The sequence below is a fragment of the Acinetobacter legionensis genome (assembly GCF_048551735.1).
Lineage (GTDB): Bacteria > Pseudomonadota > Gammaproteobacteria > Pseudomonadales > Moraxellaceae > Acinetobacter.
This window is the reverse complement of the sequence record NZ_JBIMBV010000024.1, coordinates 1-18,246: the sequence shown is the minus strand read 5'-3', so window position 1 is coordinate 18,246 and position 18,246 is coordinate 1. Positions and strand designations below refer to the sequence as shown.

The window sequence follows — 18,246 nt, the reverse complement described above, 5'->3', positions numbered from 1 at the left end:
ATCATGTTAGATGTTGGATTTTCAGAACTGTTAGTGTTTGGGATCATTGCTCTGTTGGTATTGGGACCAGATAAACTTCCTGAAGCTGCGCGTTTTGCTGCCAAATGGTATAGCAAATTTAAACGTGCAATTAGTAGTGTCCAAAATGACATCGACCGTGAATTACGTCTTTCTGAATTTAGAGAACAAATGCAACAAGAGATGCAAAAAATTCAAGAACTTGAACAAAAAATGCAGGCTCAGATGCAGGAGTTACAGCAACAAAAAATTGCTGTAGAACAAGAAAGTCATCTCGCAATAACAGACAATAGAAAAATTCACACGACTTATCATAAACTTGATATTACGGTTCCCGCTATTTATATGTCAAAGACTTGGTTAGATAAACAAAACTGTACTGTAACTCGACCACAAATTGTTCTTGTTAAAGAAGTACCGCAATTGAAGGTGGCTGTATGAGCGACTCATTAGCACCACAAGTACATGATGCCTCATCTACCGAGACGCCGCCTTTAGATGCGATGCCGATTACTCAACACCTGATGGTGTTACGTAAGCATTTATTTAAAATTGTTGGCGCGCTCATCGCTATATTTTTTTGTTTATTGCCATTTGCCAATAAGACCTATATTGCGTTATCAGAACCACTCAGAAAACAATTACCTGCAACCTCAACCATGATTGCAACTGATGTTACAGCAACCTTCATGGCGCCGTTTAAGTTAAACTTCTTTATTGCGCTGATGTTGGCGATGCCCTTTATCATCTATCAACTTTGGGCGTTTATTAAACCTGCATTATACGAAAAAGAAAAAAATCTAGCATTTCCATTGTTGTTTGGCAGTATTGTGCTGTTTTATTCAGGGATCGCTTTTGCTTACTTTATTGCATTGCCATCCATCCTGCATTTCTTTATCAGTGTTTCACCAGAAACCGTCGCGCCAATGACTGACATCAATAGTTATTTAAGCTTCTGTCTAAAATTATTTTTGGTATTTGGTGTGACCTTTGAAATCCCAATTATTACTTTAGTTTTAATTTTAGTTGGCTTCGTCACCACTAAAACATTGGCTGAAAAGCGTCGCTTTATCGTGGTGGGATGTTTCTTCGTGTCTATGTTTATTACCCCACCAGATGCAATTTCAATGATCATGCTCGCAATTCCAATGTGGATGCTATTTGAGCTGGGTTTATTGCTGGGTAAAGTGATTGAAAAACGTAAAACTGTAGATGCTTAACTATCAAAATAAAAAACTTTTTAATATTTAAATGACTTCTTTTGAGGTCATTTTTATTTTAAGTTTGTTAAATTCTTTTTTAGAAACAATTATTAAAACAAGTCTATTGCTTAATCTTCTGCCCTTTTATTCAAATACATTAGATCTATTTCACAAGTCGAAAAATGATCATGTTGAGTGAATTATATTGCGATCGAAAGTTCCTTCTCCCCTCGTGAGACGGATAGGATGAGAGCGATTTTATGCTGATCTATGCTTTTGATAAGCGTTTATAAAAGAAGCCTATTATTAAGAGCTCTTTGTTAAAAATCTCTATTTTTTAAAACAATTGAAAGTTAATCCAGTTTATTCAATTCACTAAGCAGATATCATGCTTAATCAGTCATAACCTACATTCTTATAGAAATTGAACAACGGAGTAATGGTCTAAATATAAATATGACAATCCTATTACTTTCTTAAAATAAGATTAAATTTAACCAATATTAAATATAAGAGTAAGAGATCTTACACATTTGTTCTGTATGTTTTTAAGCTGAATCAAAATCACATTTAATCAAGACTTAAAGCCAAAGGGAATCGTATGACAGACCTCACGCCATATCATGAAAATCAAGAGTTAGATAACAATACTTCGAATAACACACATTTCCGTGACATTTTAGAACAACGGATTTCTCGTCGTAGTTTAATTACAAAAACAGCAAGTGGTGCAGCTGCTCTCGCTTTAGCATCGAGCCTAGTCGGCTGTAATGACGACGATGACAATAACTCAACCCCAACAACGATCGTCAAAAAACCAGAAAAATTCACCTTTAACCCTGTTGCAAAAAACCTCAATGACATCGTCACTGTTCCTGCTGGTTATGAAGCAAATGTGCTTTATGCTTTAGGTGATCCATTAATGCAAACGATCCCTGACTGGGATGATAACAATGTTCCTTCAGGGGTCAGCTTTACAGCGCGTTCAGGCGATTGTCATGATGGTATGAGCTATTTTGGCTTAAATTCCAATAGCTCTAAATATGATGCTAAAGCGTCAAACCGTGGCTTACTGGTCATGAATCATGAATCATGAATACATTAATCAAACCTTCTTACATCCTAAAGGTGCAACAAAAGTAAATGGTCGTCGCCCAGAAGATGAAGTGATTCGTGAAGTCAATGCGCATGGTGTTTCCGTCATTGAATTAAAGAAAGATGCAACTACACAAAAAGTAGAGATTGTTAAAAGCTCTCCATTTAATCGCCGTATTACAGCGTCAACGGTCATGGACTTTGCAGGCACAGTTGCAGGTTCAGACTTGGTGAAAACCAAATACTCAAGCTCAGCAAAGCAAACACGCGGCACACATAATAACTGTGGTAATGGTTATACCCCTTGGGGAACTTACCTCACCACAGAAGAAAACTTTATTGGATACTTTGTGCGTAATAAAGGTGATGATGCAAAACGTAGTGCGGCTGAGATCATCGCACTGAATCGCTATGGTTTAAAAGATGGTGCCAGCTCACGTTATGGCTGGGAAACCGCGATTGGGGCAATCGAAAGCCAAGACTTATATGACCGCTGGAACTCTTCAATTACTGCTGACTCCGCAGACAAAGATTATCGAAACGGCGCAAATACCTTTGGTTGGATTGTTGAAATCGATCCGTTCGATAGTCGTTCAAACCCCGTTAAACGAACATCTTTAGGTCGCTTTGCGCATGAAGACTGTCGCTCAAGCCGTTTAATCGAAGGAGAAAATCTAGCCTTCTATATGGGCGATGACTCACGTGGCGAATATATCTACAAATTTGTATCTGATGCGAAGTGGGATGCAAAAGATGTAAATGGTGGCTATCGCGCTGGCGATAAATATATGAACAGTGGCAAGCTATATGTTGCGCAGTTCAATAATGATGGTACAGGTAAATGGATTGAATTGGCGTATGGTAAAAACGGTTTAAATGATAGCAATACCGTCTATCCTTTCAAGTCTCAAGCCGATGTCACTACTTTTGCACGTTTAGCCGGTGATTCAGTCAAAGCCACTAAAATGGATCGTCCAGAATGGGTTGCGGTGAACCCAGAGAATGGTGAAGTCTATGTCACACTAACCAATAACTCGAACCGTGGTACAGCACATGCATTAGATGCCGCAAATCCACGAAACTATAGCGACCCAGAAGGTGGTAAAGGCAATGTAAATGGTCACATTATCCGTTTCCATGAAAAAGATAATAAAACTACAGCTGAAAGCTTTACTTGGGACATCTACCTCTTTGGTGCTGAAGCAAAAATGGCCAGTAACATCAACTTGTCTGGGTTAAATGATAATAATGATTTATCTTCACCAGATGGTATGTGGTTCGACCCACGTGGTGTACTTTGGATTCAAACGGATGATGGTGCTTATACAGATACCACCAACTGTATGATGCTTGCTGCACTCCCTGGTAAAGTCGGTGATGGTGCAAAAGCAATAACATCTGCTGGGCAAGAAACGATCGTGGGTAAACAAGTCACTGATGAAAACCTGCGTCGCTTCCTAACAGGTCCAAAACAATGTGAAATCACGGGTGTCACCATGACACCCGACTACAAAGCCATTTTTATCAATGTTCAACATCCAGGTGAAGACTCACCTAGCTTTGATAAACCATCAAGTAACTGGCCTGCATCACAAAAAGATCCAAGCAACAAGACTGCTCGCCCACGCTCGGCAACGGTCGTCATTACTCGTAAAGATGGCGGTGTAATTGCGGGTTAATTAAATTTATTTTTTTAAAGCCATAGTGATAAAAGTTGCTATGGCTTTTTATTTTTCGATAGCACGCTGAATCTCGACTAACTCCCCCATATGTTCACCTTGTTGCGTTTTTTCAACCCAATCAATCTGAGTACTGCTTATTCTTAAAAAGTTGGAACAGCGTGTCCCATAAATTGGGCTTTGAATAAATGTTGAAGACAACAACGCTTCCATCTCAGGATTAATTCCAGTATTGGGCAGTAAATCAGGAATAATTTTTCGTTCATCTTCTAAAATATCCCAAACAGCGAATTGTAGATCTTGCTCAGAGATAGAAGGGACTTGCAACATGGGTAAAAATTCTTGGGTAAAGCGTTTACGTAAATGCTTGGTTTTTTCCCAATCATCTGACATCAAGCCATTTGAAACGACAAATACACCTTGGGATAACACTTGTGGGGCTTCACCGCGATTACTCATATAAACAGCTTGCTGTCGATCACCCACAAATAAGTTAAAACCCGCATAATCTCTTTGCTGCTTTTCCAATGCTTGTGCAAAACGAATTGGTGTTTGATCTGACGCTAAAAAGGCTTGAATCAAATAGCCACGCGTAGTGGGATAAGTTTGTTTATCAGCACCATCACGATAATTGGTAATCACTGCCCAACGTCCCTGTGGTGTAACCCCCATCCATGTTCCGCCTGATTGCAAATCTTGCCCTGCAATAATCGGACTGTTCGCCCATGACTGTAATTGAGTGCTTGGACGATGGTAGAATTCGTCACGATTTGAAATTAAACAAACAGGTAAATCATCCAAAACTTGCCAAGCCAATGCCACAATACACATAAAATACATTCCATGAAGTTTACACATTGAATGTACAACATTTTTAATATGTTTCAGCTAAAATCTGTGCAAAATAGAAAATCAAGGATTAGGAATGCTCACCTACCCGAATATTGACCCAATTGCGATATCACTGGGTCCACTCAACGTCCATTGGTATGGGCTGATGTATCTCTTGGCATTTTTATGTGCTTGGGGACTTGCTACTTATCGTGCTAAACAACGTGCTGACTGGAACTCTGAAATGGTTTCAGATCTGGTGTTCTTTGGTGCACTTGGAGTTGTGCTCGGTGGTCGTGTAGGCTATGTTTTATTTTACGAGTTTAGCAAATTTTTAGCAGATCCTATCTGGCTATTTAAAGTTTGGACTGGTGGTATGAGTTTCCACGGAGGCTTCCTTGGTGTAATGATCGCCATGCTTTTGTGGTGCCATAAATACAAGAAAACTTGGTTTGAAACACTAGATTTCATTGCACCCTGTGTACCGACGGGCTTGATGTTTGGTCGAATTGGTAACTTCATAGGTGGTGAATTATATGGTCGTCAAGTTTCTGACCCTAACTTTGCGCTAGGTATGATCTTCCCGACAGATCCACTACATTTGGTTCGTCATCCATCTCAGCTCTATCAAGCGCTGTGTGAAGGACTGCTGCTGTTCCTTATTCTATGGTTCTATAGTGCTAAACCACGCCCACGTTATGCCGTATCTGCAATCTTTCTAATGGGTTATGGCTGTGCTCGATTCTTTATGGAATTCTTCCGTGAACCTGATGCGGATCAAGGTTATATTTTGTTTGGTTGGATGACCAAAGGTCAAATCCTCTCATTCCCAATGATTCTGATTGGATTATGGTTAATTTGGTATGCTTACCAAAAGAAAATTTTTGACTGGGGTCCACAAAAAAATAATTAAGCCTTATGAGCTAAGTTGAAAAAGGTGAAGCTAAGCTTCACCTTTTTTATGCTAAATTATCATTATCCAATTTAAACGAAATCACTATGCTTGAATTTTGGTTTGATCCTAAAGTCTCGGTTGCAAAGAAGCTCATTTTTCTTATTTTATTGGTACTGGTCACTATTGGACTCTATTGGTACCAGCCTTTAACCCTTGATAATATTTTACTTTTTGCAGGTACAGGTATTATTTTTCTGATTTGTCGTTACTGTAAAGTTCATTTTGCAGCCCAAAACCCCACAGGATTTCTTTATCGTTTATTGACCTGGATTCCACTGGCTTTAGTTTTGGCATTGGTTTTTAAAAATATGAACAATGGTGAAATTTTGATCCCAGGCGCTCAAGGTATTGGTTTTATGGCTCTAGCAGTTTGTATTTTTTCACCACTATCCCTACTCAATCAAAATTCGTCTGAACAAGTCTCTAAATAATGTTAGATTTTTGGTATTCAGCGCGCTGTAGTCGTGAAATTAAAGTCGTCATTTCAATCTTAACCTGCGCAATAATTTATTATTGCACCACGATTGAGAAGTTAAGTCCAACGTTTACCGTGATGTGTTTAGCGATTGGAATCTCTACACATTTATTAAGAATGCTCGGGCTAAAAATCTCTAAAAATAATGTCTATACTCAAGGTTTCAAAATTTTATTTTCCATCTACCCTTTTCTTGCACTTATGCTTTTAATGGCTTTTTTACCTGCACAACATAAAATATTGACATCAATTCAAGCCCTTGGCTTTGCTGCTTTAGGTCTATTTATCATGTCAATTTATCAAAATCGCGCAAAACGTTTTGACTAAAGATGTTGTAAAAAAAAGCATTGCAATAAAAAAGGAAGCCTTTCATTCCAAAAGCTTCCTTTTTTATCTTTTAATCCGTAATAGATTAAATGATTTTGACTGTGAAACTAAGCAGCTAAACGATAATACTCATAGGTTACATTTGGGTCTTTATACACATCGTAACTACGCTGTCTAAAGTCAGAAACCCATTGAGAACCTGTAAATCCAGCAATATGGCCATAACGATGGCGACTGGTACTGTTGATGATATAAATATCACCTTCTTGAGGATTATCAAAGTCAGGACGGATTTGCTTATAACCAATCTCAGTTAAAGTCGAACCCCAATCTGAAGCCGCAACTGGATGATCAGAAAAACGTGCACCAGCTGATTCAAGCGCTATACGCACATATCTTGCACAACGATGTGCAGTAGTACTACGTGACATACTGACAAGTTTTTCAGTAAATTTACTAATATCGATTAAGCTTTCTTTCTTAAATGCTTCAGTTTGATTTTTAAAAGTTTCAAATGCTTTATTTTTTAAGTATTCATCTGGTCGAAAATTATTATTTTGATTTTCCGATCGAATCTGAATATGAACCGTGGGATTCACGTATTCATTCATATTAACATTGTGGTCGTAAATCATGCATTGTCCTCAAACTGCCCTTTTGAATTGATTCAAACTACCTTGTTTAAATCAATAACAACTTTTCACAAGCCATGAATAGTAATCAGCAATTCTTAAAATGTAGACTTAAAACATGTAAAAAAATATGTAAGTGTTAATAAATCTCATTTGTAACGCCTCAAGCTACTGAAACTGCTGACATTACACAATTCATCACTTGGGTTTGTTTGTTTAAAAATTAATCAATAGAGGTTTACTGGGCCGTATCATTAAAATATTTTCTTAATCTAATCAACACATTAAACTGTCAATTCAGTCACACTTTTGTTTTATGAATTCAGCAAAATCGTATGCCAAAGAAAGATTTTTTCAATAAAAAGCTGATGTTATCAACATCAGCTTTTTAGAAATTATGCCGTCGGTGCTTAATAACAATCCCAGTTATACACCACTTTAGAGAAATCTCTTTTTTCAAGATCATCCGGATGAATAAAGAAGTTCCCTACACCTGAGTCGCCCCACATGATCTCAATACCTTCAGCTTCACCTGTATCGATCTGCAACAGTAAAATATAATCTTGAATAGATTCATTGTATTCACGCGGATCAGATTGAGTAAAAAATGGATATCCACCTAAACGATGACCGCTTGCGGAAAAAACTTCACTGTACTCATCACAAAACTCTTCTTCATTATCTTTTTCATAAGGGTCTGTGACTTTTTGAGCAAAATCAAAATTATTCATATCAATATAGCTTTCAGCCTTCTCAAACTGAATCGCAGACTGTCCTGCGATAGGACTATAAATATCGTCCTCAACAAAACTTGGAAAATCGCTTTGTAAAAGTGCAAGATCTTGCTCAATCTTGTCATAAAAAACCACCCGAAAGCCATCTTGCTTTTTTTGATCATCAAAATTGAGACCATATAAATCATCATGCGGATTGATAAAAAACTGTAAAATTCCAGACTTTGGATAATGTTGATTTTCTGGCACTTCTGCAAAATTGATCTGCGCCAATAATTGTAGGTCATCCCCCTCCGCGCTCTGCGGATATTGCGTCTCTACAGGTAAATAGGGATTTCCACCCACTTTGCTTTGCCAAATCTGTAAATCTTCAGTCGGCACTAATGATATTTCTATACTGTCTTTTTTTGTCGCAATAATTTGCGTTTTATATGGCTGTAAACATGCTGGGAGCTCATTCAAATTTATACTCATTTTCAAATACTCTTAGTTTTAGCTGTTAGATGGATGCAAAACAGAAAATAATCTAGCTTAAAAAGAAACTCAGATTAGTATAAACTCTGAAGCTATTCAGAAACATTACGAATGGGTAATCATGCGACATAATCTGTCATTTATGTCGTATGGACGCCCCAAATTGGACACTATATGAAAGCGTATTTAGACCTTCTACAACATATCCTAGACGATGGCGGTGACAAAGGTGATCGTACTGGTACTGGTACTCGTTCTGTATTTGGTCATCAAATGCGTTTTGACTTGTCAAAAGGGTTTCCGCTACTAACCACTAAAAAGGTTCATTTCCGCTCAATTGTGATTGAATTGCTGTGGTTCCTAAAAGGCGACACCAACGTTCAATATCTTAAAGACAATAAAGTTTCGATTTGGGATGAATGGTCTACCGCTGAGCAGACTGCCCGTTTTGGACGCCCTGAAGGGGAGTTGGGCCCAGTCTATGGTCATCAATGGCGTAACTTTGGCGCTACGCAAAAAGATAATGGTTTGTTTGAAAATGATGGTTTTGACCAAATCAGTTGGTTGGTCAATGAAATCAAGACCAATCCAAACTCACGTCGTTTGATTGTGTCTGGCTGGAATCCAAATGAAGCAGGTAAAGTTGCCTTACCGCCATGCCACACTTTATTCCAATTTTTTGTTCAAGATGGAAAGTTGTCTTGCCAACTTTATCAACGTAGTGCAGATGTTTTCTTAGGGGTGCCATTTAATATTGCCAGCTATGCTCTACTGACTCATATGGTTGCTCAAGTTTGTGGTTTAGGCGTAGGTGATTTTGTCTGGACTGGCGGTGATACACATTTATATGTTAACCATTTTGAACAAGCGAAACTTCAGTTAACACGTGAGCCCTTACCACTGTGCCAACTCAAATTAAATCCTGAAATTAAGGATATTTTTGACTTTAAATTTGAAGATATTGAAATTACAGGTTATGAGTCACATCCTGCAATTAAAGCACCTGTAGCTGTTTAAATATTTTAATTCAGTCTTTCCTTATTCCCTCCTTGCAATAGGAGGGAAAATTTTCCAATGGATAATAAGCGAATTCATTATGACATTTAAAAACTTTGAAATTGTGCATGTCGTTGCAATGGATCAACAACGCTGCATTGGTAAAGCGAACGATCTTCCATGGCATATTTCAGCAGACCTTAAGCACTTCAAAGAAATCACCCAAGGTGGTGTTGTGGTGATGGGACGTAAAACGCTTGAATCGATGGGACGTGCATTACCTAAACGTGTCAATTGGGTGATTACCCGTGATCAGGATTGGAGTTTTGCTGGAGTTAAAACGGCCCATAGTATAGATGCTGCTTTGGAGCAAGCGATTCCTGATGTATTGGTCTCAGAAAAACCTGCCAGTATCTTTATCATTGGTGGTGGTGAAATTTTTAAACAAACCATGCACATTGCTGATCGTTTAGAGCTCACCCACATTGAACTCGATGTACAAGGTGATGCGTATTATCCAGAAATTCCAGCGGAATTTAAAAAAGTTGCGAGCGAGTCACATGTTGATGACAAAACAGCTATTGCTTTTGAGTTTGCAACATACCGAAAATAGCACTGAACTTTATGAATAAAAATAGTGGCTTATGGATAGCTTAAAAGCAAGATCAATACTGCATACACTTGGAATGGGGATAATCCATTCCTTGTTTAGCTTATTTGTCGTATTGAGCAGCCTGTGGTTTTGTTTCGCAATTTGGATTCAACATCCCTTAGGAAAGATTTTCAGTTATATCATCATCCCTATTTGGATTATTTTTGCACTGAGTATTCTTGGAATCTATTTTACTAAAAATATATTTAGCCGAAAAACTGACAGTTTGATCTATATCATCGCCTTTATTGTCAGCTTAGTCTGGTACTTTAATATTCCTGCGCAACAAGATCGTCAATGGAGTCCAGAAGTTTCCAGAATTTTTACTTACGAGCAGCAAGGTCATCTTGTCACGATTCATAATGTCCGTAACTTTAATTGGCACTCCCCTGATCAATATGACGAACGCTGGGAAACCAGAAGCTACAACTTAGATGAGATTACAGGCGTCAATATCATCACCTCTTATTGGATGGGACCACAGATTGCCCATACCTTGGTTAGCTTTGATTTTTTAAATCAGCGCCCACTCGTTTTTTCCATTGAAATTCGGAAAGAAAAAAATGAAAACTTTTCTGCAATTGGTGGTTTTTTTAGACAGTTTGAGCTAAGTCTAATCGCTGCAGATGAAAAAGATATTGTTTATACACGGAGTAATATTCGAGGTGAGCAGGTTTATTTTTTCCCGATTCAACTACCAAAAGCAGAAACCAAAGCATTGTTTGAAGAGTATCTTTTGAAATCTTCCGCTTTGGCAGAACATCCAAAGTGGTACAACACCCTAACCAGTAACTGTACAACTTTGGTTTTTGATATGGTTCAGGCAATTTCCCCTGAAAAATTACCAACAGATTATCGTTTATTGGCTTCAGGTTATTTACCCAATTATCTTTATGATTTGGGTGCATTAAATCATCAATGGTCAATCAAAGAATGGTATAAAAAAGCACATATCAATCCAAGAACAGCTGAATATGCTCAGTTTAAATATCAAAATAGCGATAACTTTTCTAAAGTGATTCGTTTTGGTTTACCTGATGAACATGCTCAATAATGTATAGCTTTAGTCAGCTCGTCTTTATGGTTTAACTCAATTTTGTTTATATAATCATTAAAATTAGGAGAATACGCATGTTTAAATCCATACTCGCAACCACATTCATCACAGCAACGCTCTTATTTTCTGGATGTGCATCTACACCAAGTGCTGATCAACAAAGCCAAAATTTAAGTTTGTTGCAAAACAAAAATTGGACACTCACGCATATTGGTGCAACAGAATATAAAGCAACACCAAATGCTCACAACGTACCAAGTATTCAATTTGGTTCGGATTTACGGGTAAGTGGTGCAGATGGTTGTAATCGTATTATGGGTGCATACGCCATCAAAGGACAGCACTTAACCTTAGGGCAACTCGGCTCTACTCGGATGTATTGTCAGGACACTATGAAACTCGCGGCTGACTATACTGAAGCACTCAATAAGGTGAAAGGTTATCAAGTCTATGACAAAACGTTAAAGTTAGTTGATCAATATGGGAATCGTGTTTTGCAATTTACAACGCCATAACATCGTCTAAGCAGTTATTTATATACACAGTTTAAAAGCTTAAAACGTTAGGCTTTTAAACACCTCAGATTATAGAATCCAATATCAACAATGAAATTGAATAAAAATTTTAACTCAATCAATGAAAGACAATAATTTTACTACACACGCTGTCTTATCATTGGGATTAGAATAACAACAACTTAAAATTTGGATATTTCTATGAAGTTCATTGGCCTTATCTTGATCTCATGCCTAATTTTATCTGCATGTAGTTCAATGAATGTAAAACCTACGGTTGGGGTAAGTATGGGAACATCTATTAAATAAAAAAACAGCGCCGAAGCGCTGTTTTTTATCAATAAAAATTATGGGCATGTAGTCGTATTGATACCATAAGGACTGTTTAAATTTGGTCCGAATGTCCCATCAGTACTGTAATCAGATGCAACTGAAGCCAGCCCTAAATTATATGTCGTTCTAAATGGTAATGTCGCAACTTGTGATGATGCGCCAATTTGTACATTAAGCCATTGAGCATAAATCTTCGGATAACGAATCACAAAATCAAATTTCCCTTCAGCATCCGTTGTATACGTTGCCGTAGCCCCTTGTCCTAAGAATGTTGGTACTTTAACGGGAATGCTGTTTACTTCATTATTGGTAATTGCACTATATGGCGCGGTTACAGCACAACTATGTGCTGAATTGATTGTTGTTAATGCAGGAAAGTCATCAGTCGTATCTGCTGGCGTTCCATTATTGTTCATTGGAATACCATTACTTAAATAAATATTTGGATTGTTCAAGTTATAATAACCACTACCAGGTCCAACCCATTTTAATACTGGATCAGAGCCAGGCACAGGTGCTAACGCCCAAATGTAACGACCTTTAACATAATTAGTTGGATTAATATCCATTTCCACTTTTTGATTCGCTAACGGCTTACCATCAAAATCGACAACACTTACTGATAAATTTTTCGTGTAGTACACACCGTCATTTGAAGATCCCGTTTCTGTAGGATTAACACCGATAACAATTGATGCAACTGGATTCTGCACAACTGACTGCACAACATCAATACGTGAAATTTGAGTTGCGTCTAAATACCCAGCTTCACTGAATGTCGCTGTTAAATTTAAATCATCAGCATCAAATGCTGCTGCAGTATATGTCGCATTACGTGCACTTTCATCAACCTTAACTTTAAATACTGCTTGTCCATTTTGGTCGGTTGTTAAACCAGATGCACCAACAATAAGTACCCCATTTCGAACAAAATCTTTGATATTCAAGTTGACATATTTATTCGCAACACCACCACCATTTTGATCGACTAAAGTCACCGTAACATTTGCTAGATCATTACGCACATTTAGTGTTGCTTTATTCGACTCGATTCGTAAATTATAACGCGCAGGTTGAGGTGCTGTTGGTGAAGGTTTAAATGCCGTTAAACGATAAATCTGTGTTGTTAAGGCACCATTTGTATTGGTATTACTTGCTGTGAGTTCAATACCACTTGCCAATAACAAGTCTCCATCAGCAGTATTACCATCCACTTCCACAGAGAAGAAAGCATTACCATTTGAGTCAGTTTTTACAGTCTGTGGTTTACTTGTATTTGTTGGGTGTCCATCTCCTGGTGTTCCAATAATCAATGTCGCAGAATTATTCGCCGCTAAGGTTACATCTTCATCTCTAACAGGAAGACCATTGTTATCAAGCAATTGCACTTTAACAATTGTTTTATCACCAGCAACACTTAAACTTGCCTTAGAAGAATCTATAGTTAAATGATTTGGATTCACTGCCTCAAAAACACTAAATTCTAAGGTAGATACAACATCAACACCCTTCGGATTTTTAATCGTACCTTTGATTTGAATTGCTTTAGAACCTAAATCAATTAATGCTTGTTTAGCAGCACTTGGAATATCTTTTGGAATCGTAATCGTAATCTGTGTTTGACCATTTGCTGCTGTGACTAGCGAATCATTACTTAAACGAATTCCTGCATCATAAGCTTCTTTATTTAAAGCTAAATTTACAGGATAGCCTGTATTAGCACCTAATTCATCTTTAACTGCAACTTGAACTTGATAACTTTTGCCAAACTCTAATTCTTTTTTATCAGCAGTTAAACGCAAGTTTACAGAATCTTGAGGGATAGCAACCTGAATCGAACCCGTCTGCTGAATACGATCACCATTATTACGATTTGTACCCACGACAGCAAACGTGATGCCATTCTTGATTAAGCTCGCATCATAAGCACCTTCAGCAACTCTAATGGTAAATTCAGCTTCACCCTTACTATTTGTTGTTAAATTGGAGTCTGACAATGAAACTCGAGAACCCGCTAAACTTGATAATGCAATCGCGACAGATGTATTTGGAATAATTGTTCCATTCTCATCTTTAGCAATTACTTTAACACGGACTTCTCCACCCAATACAGAAACGGTTTGAACATCATAGCTCAGACTTAACGCAGCCAAATCTGGAATGATAACCACAGGTTGAGAGATCTCAACTTTACGTGTAACGGTATAAGCAGAGCCATCGGTACGTACTCCTTTTACAGCCACGGTAAGGCCATTTGCAACTAAGTTTGCCAACTCACTTATATTATTGGCTTTCACCTTAATCTTAAACGTTGCTTGACCTTGGTCATTCGTTGTAAGTGTTGCCGCCGTAGCGAGGCTCGCTCCATTACTTGTCGCCGCATCATTTAGCCCGATAGACACTTTTTGATTCGGCAGCGCCTTACCATCTGTACCCAACGCATTAACGGTTACATCGAAGGTTTGTTCGTTATTTGCGGTTAAAATGAGGCTACCCAACATATCAATATTCAAGTGATCTAAATCAATTTCACCTTGAGCTGTTGGTGCTTTGAAATTGAGATTGACTGTACTTGCCGCGCCAACTCCATTGGTTGGTTTAGCAATGAGGCCTAAACCATTCTCAACTAATGCTTTTTGGGTTGGACTTCCACTTGCTTTATACTGATAGGTAAAGGTTGCATAACCTGTTGCATCCGTAAGTGCATCCGCAGAACTGGATAGACTTAATCCTAGGCTTTGCAACTCTGAAACTGAATATGCCTTTGAAAATCCTAAATTAACAGTCTCTCCTTTTAATGCACTACCTTTTACACCTGTAGCTTTCACTTTGACTACAATGGTTTGATCCTTAGTGTAATCATAGGCCACATTAATCGGGTCTATTGCAAGATAACTTAATGCTTCCTCTGACTTCGCTTCATCTTCTACTGTAATCTTAATGCTGTTTGTTACATTATTATCGGTGGTAAATGTTGCAGTAATACCTGCCGCAACTAAAGCTTCAACAGCTGCCGGCGTTTTAGCATTGGTTTTTAAGGTGTAAGTGACATAACCTGTTTTAAATTCCTGTTCTGCACTTCCATCAAAAGTAACACCATTAGAATTCGCTTCAGCATTTAGGCTCAGTTTGACCTTACCTTGAGTCGCGGCTTCACCTTTATTATTAATTCCTTTAACAGTAATGGTAATCGAATCATTTTTTGCATTAATCTGATACGAAGATGCAATTTCAAGACGTTGAAGTGCCTGCTGGTTTGATGCTCCAGTATCAGCAGTTGTCACTTTAACTGTTGCTGTTGCAAAAATATCTGCGGAGTCACTATAAGTCGCTTTTAAGTTAATTCCTTGTTGAGATAAGGCAATCGGATACGATGATGCAGATTTAAGGGTAAATACTGCATAGCCTTTCGCATCAGTTGTCACTTCTGCCTGATCAATCGTGACACCATATACAGCACTACTATCTGTAAAAGATAATTTTACTTTTTTATTGGTTAAAAGATTACCATCACTATTTTTTGCAACAACAGTAACTTGCGTCGTTCCACCTTGTGCAACGATAGGGCTATCTTGAGTAACTATTTCTAATTTTTGAACAATTTGAGAAACATCTTTAAAAGTAACTGATGCTTTTGCTTGGCTCTCAGCTTTAAACTCATCCACTAATTTAAAATCTAAACTTGACGAGGTTAATACAAGTTGAGCAATGTCAGCTGCCGTTAAATCACTATTCGCAGTAATATTAAAGGTTGCTTTGCCTAGCTCATCTGTTTTTAAGGTAGAACCATTTGTAATCGAAAATTTACCTTGCATTTCAGCAGGTAAAGCTAAAGATACAGATTGATTCGCTTTTACACCACCATTTTTATCTGTGACTTGGGCAGTAATAGAAGCTGAACCTTTTGGTAAATTAAGCACAACTCCCTGTTGGATTTTAAGATTATATTCACTTTGAATCGTGCTTGTTTTTTTAATATTAAGGGTATAAACCTGTTTAATTGTTGTTCCATCTACAGTTGCAGTCAGCTGTACTTTTCCAGAATTCGCATTCAGTGTAGGAATATTTAATTCAAATACCGCAACACCATCATCACCAGTCGTTACTTGAGAACTCTTACTTGTTACACCTAATTTTTCACTATCTGTAATCGATAAATTTACCAGTTTAGCAGCAACACCACCTTTATCACTGTTCAAGGCTTGAACTGAAATTAATACTTTAGAATTGTCATAAGCAACATCAATTGGTTTAGCTTCAGCATCTTGTAGCGAAAGCCCCAAACTTTCTACAACTTTTTTAGTATCCGTGGTTGAACCATTACCACCATTTTCTGTACCTGTTCCACCATTATTCTTATCATCCCCATAATATCCACCACCTCCACCGCCGCCACACGCCACTAAAGCTAACGAGGACGCCAGAACTGTTGCTTTAACCCCTAATTCTTTAAATTTTGTTAAGTAAATCATAATTTCATCCATTGTATTTAGTATAAGTTTTGCCCTAAAAATACTTTTATGGCTTTTACACGAAATGTACTCAAATCTACAAAACTTTTCAATCTAATACTTGTGATATATTGAAAAAATATAATTTGACGACACTCTTTATATGAATATTTTTTATAAATTGCTATTAAATCTTTAATTAATATTTCTTGTAATATAATTAAATGAGGAGAAGATATGTACGACATCATCATCATCGGCGCAGGTACAGCAGGTATTAGTGCATATAAAGAAGCAATCAAATATACATCTAACATACTGATTATCAATAAAGGTCCATGGGATACAACCTGTGTCCGTGTTGGCTGTATGCCAAGTAAAGTTCTCATTTCAACTGCAAATCGAATGTATGACATTCAAAATGCTAAAGAAGTCGCTTTAGAGGTAAAAGCAGAGATCGATACACGTCAAGTTATGCAACATGTCAGAAATTTACGTGACCGCTTTGCTCGTGCGACGCTTAAAGATGTAGAAAGTTGGGAAACTGCACATAAAATTGATGGCGAAGCTAAATTTGTAAATGCAAATACGGTTGAGGTCGATGGAAAACATTATCAATCTAAATCATTTATTCTTGCTGTAGGCTCAACACCGACTTATAACCAGGATTGGAAAAATAAAATAGGCAATAAACTGATCACATCGGATGAAGTATTTGAACTTGAGACTTTGCCTAAATCTATTGCCGTAATCGGTAGTGGTGTGATTGCAATTGAAATGGCTCAAGCAATGCATCGCTTAGGCGTAAATACGACTATTTTTGCAAGAAGCAAAAAAGTAGGGGTATTGAGTAGCCCTAATTTACAAGAAATTGCACAAACGGAATTATCCAAAGAACTTAATATAAAATTTGAAGTTTTACCTGATTCAATTCAAGATCTTGAAAATGGTGTTGAAATATCATTTATCGAAAATAATGAGTCTAAATCCATACAGGTTGACTATATTTTAAATGCGACTGGTCGTGCTACAAACTTATCAACCTTATCCCTCGAAAATATTGATCAGGCATTCTCAGATTTAAAACAATTACCGGTTCATCACAACACTAAACAATTGGCTGATTTTCCAATATTTATTATTGGTGATGCTTTCACTCAAACACCTTTACAACATGAGGCTGCGAATGAAGGAAGAAATGTCATTTCAAGTTGTTTAAATTTCCCCAATGTATACAACTTAAATAACCTATCACCTTTAGGTATCGTGTTCTGTAGTCCTGAAATGGGAATTGCTGGTCAAAGCTTTGCCTCACTATCAAAATCAAACATAGATTTTATTACAGGTTTTGCTTCTTATGAAAAGCAAGGTCGTGCATTGGTTTTAGGTAAAAATAAAGGTGCTGCTGAAGTTTATGTAGATCAGCAAAGCAGAAAACTCTTAGGTGCTGAACTTTTTGTTGAATCTGCTGAACATATGACTCACTTACTCTCTTGGATCATTTCCGAAGAACTAACAATTGATGAAGTATTAGCAAAACCTTTTTATCATCCAACTTTGGAAGAAGGCTTAAGAACAGCATTAAAACATGCCCGAAGACAACTTAAATAACGCTTTTACCTGAAGCTCTATTTTGAAGAATAGAGCTTTTATATTTTCTTCCAAACATTTCTATTTCATTATGCCACTAAACAGCGCACATAAAAAAACACCCCGTTCTCGCTAGAGACCGGGGTGTTTTAGATTTAAAAGCTGGCGATGACTTACTCTCACATGGGTAACCCCACACTACCATCAGCGCTAAGAGGTTTCACTTCTGA

General features: G+C 37.5%; 14 protein-coding genes and 1 pseudogene. 11 read left to right on the top strand and 4 right to left on the bottom strand.

Annotation, left to right across the window (positions count from 1 at the left end; genetic code table 11):
• Nucleotides 1–3 precede the first annotated feature (3 nt).
• The 3 genes and pseudogenes from tatB to ACG9ZL_RS18185 all read left to right on the top strand — a co-directional run bounded on the left by tatB (nucleotide 4) and on the right by ACG9ZL_RS18185 (nucleotide 3,994).
• A complete protein-coding gene (gene tatB, locus ACG9ZL_RS18195; RefSeq protein WP_419361042.1) occupies nucleotides 4–459 on the top strand; it encodes a Sec-independent protein translocase protein TatB in 456 nt (151 codons plus the stop codon).
• On the top strand, nucleotides 456–1,238 hold the full coding sequence (tatC, locus tag ACG9ZL_RS18190; RefSeq protein ID WP_056514073.1) for a twin-arginine translocase subunit TatC: 783 nt from the start codon (nucleotides 456–458) through the stop codon (nucleotides 1,236–1,238). Before tatB ends, tatC begins: the two co-directional genes overlap by 4 nt.
• 583 nt (nucleotides 1,239–1,821) lie before the next feature.
• A pseudogene (locus ACG9ZL_RS18185) lies at nucleotides 1,822–3,994 on the top strand (PhoX family protein).
• Nucleotides 3,995–4,042: 48 nt separating this feature from the next.
• On the opposite strand, the gene ACG9ZL_RS18180 reads toward ACG9ZL_RS18185, so the two are convergent.
• Complete coding sequence (locus ACG9ZL_RS18180; RefSeq protein WP_336954549.1) at nucleotides 4,043–4,825, bottom strand: NRDE family protein; 783 nt, start codon at nucleotides 4,823–4,825, stop codon at nucleotides 4,043–4,045.
• Nucleotides 4,826–4,919: 94 nt separating this feature from the next.
• Between ACG9ZL_RS18180 and lgt the strand changes: the two genes are divergently transcribed.
• From lgt to ACG9ZL_RS18165, 3 genes are all read left to right on the top strand, one after another.
• Entirely contained in the window at nucleotides 4,920–5,738 is an 819-nt protein-coding gene (gene lgt / locus ACG9ZL_RS18175) for a prolipoprotein diacylglyceryl transferase (RefSeq protein WP_336954547.1), read from the top strand.
• A gap of 86 nt (nucleotides 5,739–5,824) precedes the next feature.
• Nucleotides 5,825–6,211, top strand: a complete 387-nt coding sequence (locus ACG9ZL_RS18170; protein ID WP_336954546.1) for a hypothetical protein — start codon at nucleotides 5,825–5,827, stop codon at nucleotides 6,209–6,211.
• Entirely contained in the window at nucleotides 6,211–6,582 is a 372-nt protein-coding gene (locus ACG9ZL_RS18165; RefSeq protein WP_419328715.1) for a hypothetical protein, read from the top strand. Before ACG9ZL_RS18170 ends, ACG9ZL_RS18165 begins: the two co-directional genes overlap by 1 nt.
• A gap of 107 nt (nucleotides 6,583–6,689) precedes the next feature.
• Here the strand turns inward: ACG9ZL_RS18165 and ACG9ZL_RS18160 are convergent, their stop codons facing one another.
• Nucleotides 6,690–7,217 (bottom strand): hypothetical protein, encoded by a 528-nt coding sequence (locus ACG9ZL_RS18160; protein WP_004726489.1) that lies wholly within the window; start codon nucleotides 7,215–7,217, stop codon nucleotides 6,690–6,692.
• A 407-nt stretch (nucleotides 7,218–7,624) separates the two neighbouring features.
• Nucleotides 7,625–8,422 (bottom strand): YwqG family protein, encoded by a 798-nt coding sequence (locus ACG9ZL_RS18155; protein WP_336954543.1) that lies wholly within the window; start codon nucleotides 8,420–8,422, stop codon nucleotides 7,625–7,627.
• A 174-nt stretch (nucleotides 8,423–8,596) separates the two neighbouring features.
• On the opposite strand from ACG9ZL_RS18155, the gene thyA reads away from it, so the two are divergent.
• The 4 genes from thyA to ACG9ZL_RS18135 all read left to right on the top strand — a co-directional run bounded on the left by thyA (nucleotide 8,597) and on the right by ACG9ZL_RS18135 (nucleotide 11,642).
• Nucleotides 8,597–9,439 (top strand): thymidylate synthase, encoded by an 843-nt coding sequence (thyA, locus tag ACG9ZL_RS18150; protein WP_151801587.1) that lies wholly within the window; start codon nucleotides 8,597–8,599, stop codon nucleotides 9,437–9,439.
• Nucleotides 9,440–9,518: 79 nt separating this feature from the next.
• A complete protein-coding gene (locus ACG9ZL_RS18145) occupies nucleotides 9,519–10,031 on the top strand; it encodes a dihydrofolate reductase (RefSeq protein ID WP_336954542.1) in 513 nt (170 codons plus the stop codon).
• Nucleotides 10,032–10,062: 31 nt separating this feature from the next.
• Nucleotides 10,063–11,124, top strand: coding sequence for an Lnb N-terminal periplasmic domain-containing protein (locus tag ACG9ZL_RS18140; protein ID WP_336954541.1), 1,062 nt, complete (start codon nucleotides 10,063–10,065; stop codon nucleotides 11,122–11,124).
• Nucleotides 11,125–11,201: 77 nt separating this feature from the next.
• Nucleotides 11,202–11,642, top strand: coding sequence for an META domain-containing protein (locus ACG9ZL_RS18135; RefSeq protein WP_234622392.1), 441 nt, complete (start codon nucleotides 11,202–11,204; stop codon nucleotides 11,640–11,642).
• 347 nt (nucleotides 11,643–11,989) lie between these two features.
• Here ACG9ZL_RS18135 and ACG9ZL_RS18130 read toward each other — a convergent pair whose 3' ends face one another.
• A complete protein-coding gene (locus ACG9ZL_RS18130) occupies nucleotides 11,990–16,447 on the bottom strand; it encodes a hypothetical protein (RefSeq protein ID WP_336954540.1) in 4,458 nt (1,485 codons plus the stop codon).
• 216 nt (nucleotides 16,448–16,663) lie between these two features.
• Between ACG9ZL_RS18130 and ACG9ZL_RS18125 the strand changes: the two genes are divergently transcribed.
• Nucleotides 16,664–18,037, top strand: coding sequence for a dihydrolipoyl dehydrogenase (locus ACG9ZL_RS18125; RefSeq protein WP_419328697.1), 1,374 nt, complete (start codon nucleotides 16,664–16,666; stop codon nucleotides 18,035–18,037).
• Nucleotides 18,038–18,246: the final 209 nt, after the last annotated feature.